This window comes from Bradyrhizobium centrolobii, assembly GCF_001641635.1.
GTDB lineage: Bacteria > Pseudomonadota > Alphaproteobacteria > Rhizobiales > Xanthobacteraceae > Bradyrhizobium > Bradyrhizobium centrolobii.
In genome coordinates this window covers 147331-157786 of record NZ_LUUB01000034.1, presented here as the reverse complement: position 1 = coordinate 157786, position 10456 = coordinate 147331, and the positions used below count along the sequence as shown (strand labels likewise).

Here is a 10456-nt window from a genome sequence, read left to right as displayed (position 1 = left end):
TAGGGTCCAGACTCAATTGATCCAATAGGCGACGATGGCTGCGATGTGGACGGCAGCCAAGAAGTTTCTGGCGAGTTTATCGTAACGAGTTGCGACACGCCTGAAATCCTTGAGCCGGCAGAAGCAACGCTCGATAACATTGCGCCCTTTATAGATGCGCTTGCTGAAGTTGTGGAAGGTCACCCTGTTGGATTTGTTTGGAATGACGGGCTTGGCGCCACGATTGACGATTTCGGCGCGAAAGCCGTCGCCGTCGTAGCCTTTGTCCCCAATGAGGGCAGACATGGGCGGCGCGAGTTCCAAAAGGGCCGGCGCTGCGGCAATATCTGCGTCCTGGCCCGGAGTGAGATGAAATGCGCAGGGTTTGCAATCAGGGTCGCTCAGCGCGTGGATTTTCGTGGTCCGCCCGCCGCGCGAGCGGCCGATCGCCTGTTCATGTTCCCCCCTTTTCCGCCGCTCGCCGAGCGATGCGCCTTGATCGAGGTGGAGTCGATGGACAAAGTCACGCCATCCTTGCCGCAGCGGGCGAGCGCTTCAAAGATCGCCTGCCAATGTCCGCGCTTGGCCCAGCGATTGAACCGATTGTAGATCGTCGTGTAAGGACCAAAGTCGGGCGGGCAATCGCGCCAGCGCGCGCCACACTGAAGCATGTGGATGATACCGCTGATGATGCGTCGATCATCTTCGCGCTCCGGTCCGGTCTGGTTCGTTGGCAGATGCGGCTTTATCTGAGCCCACTGCTTGTCGTTGAGCCAGAACAGCCCCTTGCGCATCAAAGCCCCCGTGCCGAATCAGTTCGGGTGCAAGAGAATCAGAGCGCGCTAATTAGGTACAGACCCTAGTCCAAACACGAGGGCGATCACCGCAAAGGCAGTGATGGTCACGGCAAAGACCAGGCTCGCCACGGTCGAGCTGATCAGGGTCGAGAGTACGCCGATGCCGATCACCGGAAGCGCATTGCCGAGGAAGCAGCAGACGAAATAGGCCGAGACGACCTCGGCGCGGCGATCATCCGGCGCGATCTGGTTCACCACCTGCAGGCTGCCGCGATAGCCGAGGCCCGCCGCCACACCGCAGATCGCGGTGGCCGCGATCATGACCCCCAGCGCTTCCGCGAACTGTGCGATCACGAGCAAAGCAAGACTCGGCAGCATGAGGCCGAGTGACCACAGCATCGCGGTGCGGCTCGACAGCGACCGGGTCAGTCCGATGATGAGCGCAACGGCGGCCGCGAGCTCGAGGAAGATCGCCCCGGCGACGGCGTGGCTGGCTTCGTGCAGCTCGTTTGCGAGCACGCTCGGCGCGAGCGCGGCGAAGAAGGCAACAAGAGCCATGGCACCAAAGCCCGTGATCGCCGGCGAAAGTGACGCGATCCCGTGGGCGAACAGGAACACGAGCGTGCCCATGATGGCGATGCCCATGGCAATAGCCGCAGTGCGCCGGCGTCCGACCTCATCGGACATGCGGCCAAACACCAGAAGCGCGGTCAGGTTTCCGACGATGTAAACGGCATAGATCAGGGTCAACGTGATCTGGGAGAAGCCGAACTGCTGTTTGTAGATGACGTACAGCGGGGTTGCGATCGTGCTGCCGGCGAACAGCGCGCCGATCATGCAGGCGACCGCGGCGATGGTCGTTGTCTTGCCGAAGTCCGACCTTGCGCTTGATGGAATGGAGTAGTTGCCAGCTCTTGCCATGACTTTGCTGCCTTGATGAGAATAGGACCGGTCAACACGAAGCGATCTCGCGCTGTTCCTACGCCGTCCGCGCGGGCGGGATCTACTTAGCGAGCAAGGCGGAAGGCTTCGATGCTTTCCGCCGAAGGATACGAGTCATCGCGCGACAATGCTTCGATCAGAACCGAAGCATGATCACGCAACGGAAGCTTAATGGCAGCGTTCACCCGCAAACACCGAGGTGGATCATGCCAGCGGAATCTATTGAACTGCACTCGTTCCCGCAGGTGCGGAACGCGCGACCCGCGCAAGCCGCTTCGCCGCTGATGCTTGCCGCCATGAGTCTGGGCTATGGCGTGGTGCAGCTCGACGTCACCATCGTCAACACCGCGCTCGATGCGATGGGCAAGACGCTCGGCGGGGGCGTCGCCGAGCTGCAATGGGTAGTCAGTGCCTACACCATTGCCTTTGCCGCCTTCATCCTGACCGCCGGCGCGCTCGGCGACCGCATCGGCGCCAAGCGCATCTTCATGGCGGGGTTTGCGATCTTCACCGCGGCCTCGCTTGCCTGCGCGTTGTCGCCCAATGCCGTCGCGCTGATCGCAGCGCGGCTGGTCCAGGGACTGGCGGCGGCGATTCTGGTGCCGAATTCGCTCGCGCTCCTGAACCATGCCTATCCGGACGACCGGCAACGCGGCCGCGCCGTCGCAGTCTGGGCCGCCGGAGCGAGCCTGGCGCTTACCGCCGGTCCGTTCGTCGGCGGAGGCCTGATCACGCTGGTCGGGTGGCGCGCGATCTTCCTGGTCAATTTGCCGATCGGCCTGGCGGGCTTGTGGCTGGCCTGGCGCTATGCCGACGAGACCACGCGTGCGCCCTCGCGCGAGATCGACCTGCCTGGCCAACTCGCTGCGATTGGGGCGCTCGGCGCGCTTGCCGGCGCAATCATCGAGGGCGGCGCACTTGGCTGGGACCATCCGGCCGTGATTGCAGCCTTCGCCGCGGCGGCCATCCTCGGGCTCTTGTTCGTGTGGCAGGAGAACCGCGCGGCACAGCCGATGCTGCCGCTGTCGCAGTTCAGTCACCGGCTGTTCGCTCTGACCTCGCTCGTCGGTCTTTTGGTGAACATCGCGATCTACGGCCTGATCTTCGTGCTCAGCCTGTATTTCCAGAGGATCAACGGGCTGTCGGCGTGGTGGACCGGGCTTGCTTTCGTGCCGATGATGGGGGCGGTGCTTCCGGTCAATCTGCTTGCGCCGCGCGTGGCCGAGCGGATCGGCGCGTGCCCGACCATTGTTGTCGGCGCCTGCCTGTCGGCGCTCGGCTGTCTCGGCCTGCTCGGCGTTGCGCCCGATACCAGCTACGGGGCGATCTGCGTGCAGATGGTGGCGATCAGCGCCGGGCTCGGACTGCTCGTGCCGCCGTTAACCTCGACCCTGTTGGGCAGCGTGGAGAAGGCCCGCTCCGGCATCGCGGCCGGCGTCCTGAATGCGACCCGGCAGACCGGCAGCGTGCTCGGCGTCGCGCTGTTCGGCTCGCTGGTCGCGGGCGAAGGCGCATTCATGGCCGGCCTGCATCTGTCGCTGGTCATTTCAACCGCCGCGCTGCTGCTTGCGGCGACCGTGATCGGGCTCGGCGCGTCGTCGCGGGCATGAACAATGTGAGCGAGCGCACACATTTCCTGTTCACCATTCCGGTAGCCGGTTTGTAGCCGGTTACCGACTATCTACCTCTGTCGGCTCAAGTGCAGGTCCAAAGGGATCTGCAATGTACCAAGTTCTCTACTGTCTCACGGACGAGCACGACTGGCGCCTCGTTGCGCTTGGCGGGGCGGTGTGCCTGCTTGCCAGCGCAGCGGCGATCAGCCTGTTTCAGCGGGCGCGCGCGGCGCACGGAGGCGCCCGTGTAGCGTGGATCACGCTCGACGCCGCTGTCGCCGGCGCGGGCATCTGGGCAACCCACTTCATCGCAATGCTGGCCTATGGTCCCGGCGCCGCGGGTGCTTACGACATCCCGATCACGATCCTCTCGCTCATCTTCGCGATCGCCGTCACCTTCATCGGACTGAGCATCTCGGTGTCCACGACGCGCAGTGCTCTGATTGCGCTCGGTGGCGCCGTGGTCGGTGGCGGTGTGGCGGCGATGCATTATACCGGCATGATGGCGCTCGATATCCCCGCGGACATCAGCTGGGTGACCGGCACCGTGACGGCCTCGATCCTGCTCGGCATCATTTTCGGATCGCTTGCCTTGTTCGTCGCTGGACGAGGCGACAGTCTGTCCAACGCGCTGGGCGCGACGGTCTTGCTGACCGTCGCCATCGTCTCGCATCACTTCACGGCCATGGGCGCGGTGCAGTTGACACCGGATCCCGCGCGCACGATCGGTGGGATGTCGATCCCGCCGGCCTCGATGTCCCTTCTCACGGCCAGCGCCGCGGGCGCGATCATCGCTATTGCGCTCGTCGCCGCGCTGCTCGATCGCCGCGCCAAGGGAGAACTGGGGCGCCAGCAGGTCGTGCTGGACACCGCGCTCGAGAACATGTCGCAGGGGCTGTGCATGTTTGACGCCGACGGCAAGATCATCCTGTTCAACGAGCGCTATGCCGCGATGCTCCGCCGCACCAACATGCTGCTCACGGGTCGGCTGCTCGTCGACGTGCTGCGGGAAGAGCAGGTCAAAGGCCAGTGGCAGGGTGATGCCGACGAATTCTTCGCGCGCCTTGTGGTCGACGCGCGCGAGGGCCGCACCACGACCGATGTCGTCAACCGGTTCGGCCGCTCGATCCGCGTCGTCAACCAGCCGATGCAGGGCGGCGGCTGGGTCGCGACTTTCGAGGACATCACCGAATGGCTGGAGGTGCAGGCGAAGATCTCGCACATGGCGCGCCATGACGCGCTGACCAACTTGCCGAACCGCGTGCTGTTTCACGAGCAGCTCGAGCAGGGGCTACGCCGGGCGAAGTCGAATGACCAGCTCGCGGTGCTCTGCCTCGATCTCGATCACTTCAAGGACATCAACGATTCCCTCGGCCATCCGATCGGCGATGCGCTGCTGCAGGAGGTCGGCCGCAGGCTCGCCGCCTGCGCAGGTGAGAACGATACGGTGGCGCGGCTCGGCGGCGACGAGTTCGCCGTGGTCCAGCTTGGCCGGTCGGAGGAGGCCGCCGCGACGGTTCTGGCCGGTCGCCTCGTCGAGGCGATCTCCGCACCCTACGAGATCGCCGACCATCAGATCGTGATCGGCGTTTCGATCGGCATCTCGCTGTCGCCGCAGGACGGCACCAATCCGGACGAGCTTTTGAAGAACGCCGACCTCGCGCTGTACCGCGCCAAGGCCGATGGCCGCGGCACCTATCGCTTCTTCGAGACGGGCATGGATGCGCGCGCGCAGGCACGGCGCCTCCTGGAAATGGATCTGCGCGCGGCAGTGCAACGGAACGAGTTCGAGGTCCACTACCAGCCGATCCGCGACGTCGCCAGCGATCGCGTCGTCGCCTTCGAGGCGCTGTTGCGCTGGAACCATCCGCAGCGCGGCCTGATCTCGCCCATCAACTTCATCCCACTGGCCGAGGAGACCGGACTGATCGTGCAGCTCGGCGAGCTCGTGCTGCGCGGCGCCTGCGCGGATGCGGCGACCTGGCCGGACGATGTCGGGGTTGCCGTGAATCTGTCGCCGGTCCAGTTCAAGAGCCCGAACCTGATTGCATCCGTGACCGACGCACTGGAATCGTCGGGGCTCGCAGCGCCCCGCCTCGAGCTCGAGATCACGGAATCCGTCCTGCTCCAGAACAGCGAGGCAACGCTTGCCACCCTGCACGAGCTCCGCGCCAAGGGCGTGCGGATCTCGCTTGACGATTTCGGCACCGGCTATTCGTCGCTGAGCTATCTGCGCAGCTTCCCGTTCGACAAGATCAAGATCGACCGGTCCTTCGTGTCGGAACTCACGACCCGCGAGGATTCCATGGCGATCATCCGCGCCGTGACGGGCCTGGGCCGCAGCCTCGGCATCGTGACCACCGCGGAGGGCGTCGAGAACGATGCGCAGCTCGAGCTGCTCCGGCGCGAAGGCTGCACCCAGGCGCAGGGCTATCTGTTCAGCAAGCCGAGGCCGGCCTCTGACGTCGCGATGATGCTGGAACAGCCGCGGCTGCGCGCCTCGGCGTGAGGGTTACCCGCGGCGCAACGCGAAATGCGCGCCGCAAAATGCCATCACGGCGCCGAGGCTGAGCGCGGCAAAGCCCGCGAGCACGGCGGAGCCGGTCGGGACCGTGCTCGGCGCGGACGCCGCCTGGCCCGCACCGGCGAGCAGGAGCACGCCCACCGCAATCAGGAACTGCCGCATCCGCTGCGGGATCTGGCCGGACACCGCGCTGTGCATCAGTGTTGCCGTGAAGTAGCCGCCGGAAAAGCCGACCGTCGCGATCAGCCACCAGGCGATCGCCGCGCCCGCCGGCATGAACTCATGGGTGTCGGAGCGCCAGAGGCCACCGAGGTCGAGGCCGTAGCGCGCGCCCAGCATGTGCACGGCGAGCGCGAGCAGCACGCCGGAGATCACGGCGGCACCGAGAATCAGGCGGCGCGGAAAAAAGGTCGTCTCAGCCATGCCTCGCTTGTAGGATGGCGGAGGGCGATCGCGCAAGCCGATCGCGGACGGGATCGGTTATCAAGATGCAGGTTTCCGAAGCGCAGGCCGCTTCAGTCGCGAGCTACGCCTACAAGGCCTCGCTGATCGGCTCGGCGCATCGTTTCGAACTGACCGAGGAGGGCCTGTCCTGGCACATCGCCGGCCGCTCCGGCCTGTGGCGCTATGACGAGATCAGCGCGATCCGGCTGTCGTTCCGCCCGGTGTCGATGCAGCGGCACCGCTTTCGCGCCGATATCAGCCATGCCGACGGCGGCCGTATCGCGATCCTGTCGACAACCTGGCAGACCGCGGCGCTGATGGCGGCGCAGGACAATGCTTATCGCGACTTCATCGTGCAGTTGCATGCGCGTATGGCGGAAGCCGGCAGCCGCGCGGTGCTGACCGTCGGTCTCGGGCGCAAAACCTATGCGGCGGCGCTTGCGCTTCTGGCGGTGCTGGCGGTGGCGATGACCGGGCTCCTGATCCGTGCGCTCATGGTCGGCGAATTCGCCGGCGCGCTGTTCGTCATCGGCTTTGCCGCCTTGTTCACCTGGCAGATCGGCGGCTTCGTGCGGCGCAACCAGCCGCAGAGCTACAGTTTCGATCGCCTTCCGCGGTCTGTGCTGCCTTAAGCACGGCGAGACGACGCTACTCGGTCGAGTCGAAGTCCTCTTCCTTGGTACCGAGCAGGGAGGCGATCGTGCGCAAGCCGGAATCGAGCTGCTCGGGCGAGGGCGGGGCGAGTGCGAGCCGCACGGCATTCGGGGCGTGACCATGTGCGATCGCAAACGTCGAGGACGGCGTCAGCGCGATGCCGCGCCGGGCTGCCGCGGCGACGAAGGTCTGCGAGCGCCAATGCGGCGGCAGCGTGAGCCACAGATGATAGGACCGGGTATCGGCCGAGACCTGGTAGCCGGCGAGATGCCTCGCCGCAGCCTGCTGGCGCCGTGTCGCGTCGATGCGCTTCAGCCGCGTCAGCTCGGCGACGGTGCCGTCGGCCATCAGCCGCTGCCCGGCCGCGAGCGCATGGCCCGAGGCGATCCAGCCGCCGGTCCTGACCGCGCTCATGACGCTCTCGCGCAGACGAGGCGGCGCGACCAAAATGCCGAGCGCGAGACCCGGCGCGACTTTCTTGGACAGACTGTCGAGCACGAGGCAGCGGTCCGGCCCGAGCGCGGCTAGCGGCGCCTCGTCGGCGAGGAAGCCGTAAACCGTGTCCTCGATGATGGTGAGGTCGAGCTTCTCGGCGACGCGCATGATGTCCGCGCGTCGCGCCGCATTCATGGTGACGCCAAGCGGATTGTGGATCGTGGGCTGGATGTACAGCGCCGTGAGATGCGACTCGCGATGCGCCTTCTGGATCGCGTCGGGACGCGCGCCGTACTCGTCCATCGCGATCGGGACGAGGGTGATCCCGAGCCGCGCCGCGATGCTCTTGACGTAGGGATAGGTGAGCGCCTCGACGCCGCAACGGCCGCCCGTGGGAACGAGCGCGGCGAGCGCGGCGGCGATGGATTGCTTGCCGTTCGCGGTGAAGACGATCTCGTCGACCTGCGGCGTCCAGTCCTTGCGCGCGAGATAGGCGGCGGCCGCATTGCGCGCGCTCTTCGTGCCGGTGCTGGTCGAGGCCCGTAGCGCGGATTCGAGCGCGTCGACGCGCCCCAGCCCCGCAAGGCTCTTTGCGATCATCGCCCATTGCTGCGGCAGCAGCGGATAATTGACCTCGAAATTGATGCGCGCGTCGCGCGGCTCGCTCATCACCTCGATCTCGCGCCTGACGTCGCCGGAAATGAACGTGCCGCGGCCGACCTCGCCGATCACGAGCCCGCGGCGCAACAGCTCCGTATAAACCCGGCTCGCGGTCGAGACCGCAATGCCACGGTCATAGGCAAAATTGCGTTGCGGCGGCAGCCGGTCGCCGGGCTTTAACGTCCCGTTAGAGATATCCGCCGCAATGGCATCGGCGAGCTTCACGTACTCGAACTTGGACATTATTGCACCGAGAGCAATCTTTTCCTTGCACCGAAGGTTGTACTGGAGCATTTAAGTTCCATCAAGTTCCGCGATTGAGCCAAGGAGCGCGAGAGCAATCCGAGGGCAATAAGGTGCAGGCGCCTCACTAGGCGTGTGCGCCAACGGCATCTGCTGCGCCGCGCGGACGATCCGCCGGAGAAGAACAATGACCTCGATCTCGCAAACTGCCGGGCGGAGTTTACGCCCATCCTCATCGGGCGGATTTTTCCGCGCCCTTGCCAGTGGCGCCTATGCGCTGTTCGAACGCCTGGAGCGCCGCTCCGCCATCAAGACGCTGAACGAGCTCGATGACCGCGCGCTGCGCGACATCGGGATCACGCGCTGCCAGATCGAGGACGCCGTCTACGGGCAGGTGAGGGCCGAACTGACGCGGTATCTCTGAGACCGCCGCGATCAGGCGATCGCGCACTGTCCCCACGCCGCGCCAAAGTCTCGATCGTCCTCAGAGCGGTCCGACTTGCGGCATGGCCTCCTCGCCGAACCCGCATCGCGCCGGTGCCTGGCATCGATCCGCTGCACGCTGGTGCGAAGGCGCGCGAGCAGCGCGGCAGCTCGCGCCGCGGCCTGCTTGACGAGGAACGCAATCGTTGCGGCCCGGCTCAGGATGCTGAGCATCAAGACCACCGAGAAGATGTCGATATAGGCGAGGAGGTCCCCGACCAGCATCAGCGCGGGCGGGAGGGGGACGCTGTGGTAATAGGCGATCAGCAGGACGGCCAAGGGGAGGAGGGTGGCTACCTTTCGCCATGTCAGCCGGTCCAGGAGCGCAGCGAATTGCACGACCAGCACATCCCGCAGCGCATCGCCGATCGCGAGCGGGATCTCATAGCTCCACCTGCGCCACCAGTTCTGCACGGCATTGCTCCGAGGTTAGTGCCGCACCACCAGCACTGAGCATTTGGCGTAGCGCACGACATGCCCGGCATTTGACCCCAGGAAATACGTCCGCATCGCCGGCCGGTGCGAAGTCATAACGATCAAGTCGGCCTTCATGTGGGCGGCTTCCTCCAAAATCTCGTGATAGATGCCGCCCTGGCGCACCACGCTGGAGATGCGCGGCGCCTCGATGCCGGACTCGCGCGCGACGATGGCGAGCGCTTCCTCCGAGGTCTGGCGCTGCTGCTCGTCGAAATCCGCCGGCACGTATTCGGCGAGCATCACCGGCGTCATCGGCAGCACGTTGAGCAGGCGTACTGTGCCGCTCCAGGTCTGCGACAGCGTCGCCGCCGTCGCAATCGCCGGCTTTGCCAGATCGGTGTCGGCGAGGTCGATGGGCACGAGAATGGACTTGAACATCTGCGCCTCCCTGTCTTTCAAGCTGGATCAGGAGGCTCAAGACAGCGCCAGTCGCCTTAAGCCTGCTTCAACAGCTTGGGGCTGACGAACAGCACCAGCTTTCCGTGACGGTATGCTATGTCGCTCCAATCCTTGCCGTCAAAGTCGAAGATCGCAAGTCCCGCGGTGGGCAGGTTGTCGGCGAGGTGCTTGCGGTCGGCGTGATGGCCGCTGCCTGTCAGCATCAATGCCAGCTCATGCATGCCGGGGTTATGGCCGACCAGCATTAACCGTTTCGGGTTGGCCGGGATGGTTGCGGTGCGAATGGTTTCCAGGAGCCGCGCCGGGTCTGCGCCATAGAGTTCCGGCAGCAGTTCGACCTGCGGTGCCGCAACGCGGTCCTTCATCGCCTCCCAGGCAAGGTCCCAGGTCTGCTTGGCCCGGACAGCCGGCGACACCAGCACGGTGTCGGGGAAGGGGGGATGATGCGCGATCCAGTCTCCCATTTGCGCCGCATCCTTGTGGCCGCGGTGGTCGAGGCGGCGATCCCGGTCGCGGCCGCTGGGTGCGTCAGTCTCTGTCTTGGCGTGACGCAGCAGCATCAAACGGCGCATGGCATTCTCGAATCATTACGCGTCCAGAATAATCTACAGGCGCCGGTTGAGGACAAGGTGACAAGCGCCCGATCGGTCCTTTAAGAAAACGACATGAGCGAGACTTTCACAAGCATGTCCCAGGAAGAAGCCGGCTTTCGCGAGCGCGTGCGGCTGTCGTTCGATCTCGACGCCGACGTCTGCATCATCGGCGCCGGCCTCGCCGGGCTCTCCATCGCGCTGGAGGCGGCCCGC

At 65.4% G+C, this 10456-nt stretch carries 10 protein-coding genes and 1 pseudogene; 4 read left to right on the top strand and 7 right to left on the bottom strand.

Annotated elements, in window-relative coordinates; translation table 11 throughout:
* Positions 1–12: 12 nt before the first annotated feature.
* Positions 13–773 (bottom strand): annotated as a pseudogene (locus AYJ54_RS46890) (IS5 family transposase).
* A gap of 48 nt (positions 774–821) precedes the next feature.
* Complete coding sequence (locus tag AYJ54_RS07570) at positions 822–1697, bottom strand: MFS transporter (protein ID WP_082905529.1); 876 nt, start codon at positions 1695–1697, stop codon at positions 822–824.
* A gap of 227 nt (positions 1698–1924) precedes the next feature.
* Between AYJ54_RS07570 and AYJ54_RS07565 the strand changes: the two genes are divergently transcribed.
* Positions 1925–3328, top strand: coding sequence for an MFS transporter (locus AYJ54_RS07565; protein ID WP_063697972.1), 1404 nt, complete (start codon positions 1925–1927; stop codon positions 3326–3328).
* Positions 3329–3440: 112 nt separating this feature from the next.
* Positions 3441–5840, top strand: a complete 2400-nt coding sequence (locus AYJ54_RS07560) for a bifunctional diguanylate cyclase/phosphodiesterase (RefSeq protein WP_063697970.1) — start codon at positions 3441–3443, stop codon at positions 5838–5840.
* 3 nt (positions 5841–5843) lie between these two features.
* On the opposite strand, the gene AYJ54_RS07555 is transcribed toward AYJ54_RS07560, so the two are convergent.
* The gene (locus AYJ54_RS07555; RefSeq protein ID WP_063697968.1) at positions 5844–6278 is read right to left on the bottom strand and encodes a hypothetical protein; all 435 of its coding nucleotides are present in this window, start codon (positions 6276–6278) and stop codon (positions 5844–5846) included.
* Between the two features lie 65 nt (positions 6279–6343).
* On the opposite strand from AYJ54_RS07555, the gene AYJ54_RS07550 reads away from it, so the two are divergent.
* The gene (locus AYJ54_RS07550; protein ID WP_063697996.1) at positions 6344–6931 is read left to right on the top strand and encodes a hypothetical protein; all 588 of its coding nucleotides are present in this window, start codon (positions 6344–6346) and stop codon (positions 6929–6931) included.
* 16 nt (positions 6932–6947) lie between these two features.
* Here AYJ54_RS07550 and AYJ54_RS07545 read toward each other — a convergent pair whose 3' ends face one another.
* On the bottom strand, positions 6948–8291 hold the full coding sequence (locus tag AYJ54_RS07545) for an aminotransferase-like domain-containing protein (RefSeq protein WP_063697966.1): 1344 nt from the start codon (positions 8289–8291) through the stop codon (positions 6948–6950).
* A 187-nt stretch (positions 8292–8478) separates the two neighbouring features.
* Here AYJ54_RS07545 and AYJ54_RS07540 point away from each other — a divergent pair, with 187 nt between their 5' ends.
* Positions 8479–8715 (top strand): DUF1127 domain-containing protein, encoded by a 237-nt coding sequence (locus tag AYJ54_RS07540; RefSeq protein ID WP_063697965.1) that lies wholly within the window; start codon positions 8479–8481, stop codon positions 8713–8715.
* 11 nt (positions 8716–8726) lie between these two features.
* Here the strand turns inward: AYJ54_RS07540 and AYJ54_RS07535 are convergent, their stop codons facing one another.
* From AYJ54_RS07535 to AYJ54_RS07525, 3 genes are read right to left on the bottom strand one after another with little or no spacing between them, the layout of a single operon-like run.
* The gene (locus AYJ54_RS07535; protein ID WP_063697963.1) at positions 8727–9188 is read right to left on the bottom strand and encodes a hypothetical protein; all 462 of its coding nucleotides are present in this window, start codon (positions 9186–9188) and stop codon (positions 8727–8729) included.
* A 15-nt stretch (positions 9189–9203) separates the two neighbouring features.
* Positions 9204–9629: a universal stress protein gene (locus AYJ54_RS07530; RefSeq protein WP_063697962.1), complete on the bottom strand. Its 426-nt coding sequence runs from the start codon at positions 9627–9629 to the stop codon at positions 9204–9206.
* A 56-nt stretch (positions 9630–9685) separates the two neighbouring features.
* A complete protein-coding gene (locus AYJ54_RS07525; RefSeq protein ID WP_063697960.1) occupies positions 9686–10222 on the bottom strand; it encodes a SixA phosphatase family protein in 537 nt (178 codons plus the stop codon).
* Positions 10223–10456 lie beyond the last annotated feature (234 nt).

What these genes read in the sequence shown, in the direction of transcription:
- AYJ54_RS07570 (WP_082905529.1), bottom strand. Translation starts at nt 1,697, where the DNA reads ATGGCAAGAGCTGGCAACTACTCCATTCCATCAAGCGCAAGGTCGGAC.
- AYJ54_RS07565 (WP_063697972.1), top strand. Translation starts at nt 1,925, where the DNA reads ATGCCAGCGGAATCTATTGAACTGCACTCGTTCCCGCAGGTGCGGAAC.
- AYJ54_RS07560 (WP_063697970.1), top strand. Translation starts at nt 3,441, where the DNA reads ATGTACCAAGTTCTCTACTGTCTCACGGACGAGCACGACTGGCGCCTC.
- AYJ54_RS07555 (WP_063697968.1), bottom strand. Translation starts at nt 6,278, where the DNA reads ATGGCTGAGACGACCTTTTTTCCGCGCCGCCTGATTCTCGGTGCCGCC.
- AYJ54_RS07550 (WP_063697996.1), top strand. Translation starts at nt 6,344, where the DNA reads ATGCAGGTTTCCGAAGCGCAGGCCGCTTCAGTCGCGAGCTACGCCTAC.
- AYJ54_RS07545 (WP_063697966.1), bottom strand. Translation starts at nt 8,291, where the DNA reads ATGTCCAAGTTCGAGTACGTGAAGCTCGCCGATGCCATTGCGGCGGAT.
- AYJ54_RS07540 (WP_063697965.1), top strand. Translation starts at nt 8,479, where the DNA reads ATGACCTCGATCTCGCAAACTGCCGGGCGGAGTTTACGCCCATCCTCA.
- AYJ54_RS07530 (WP_063697962.1), bottom strand. Translation starts at nt 9,629, where the DNA reads ATGTTCAAGTCCATTCTCGTGCCCATCGACCTCGCCGACACCGATCTG.
- AYJ54_RS07525 (WP_063697960.1), bottom strand. Translation starts at nt 10,222, where the DNA reads ATGCGCCGTTTGATGCTGCTGCGTCACGCCAAGACAGAGACTGACGCA.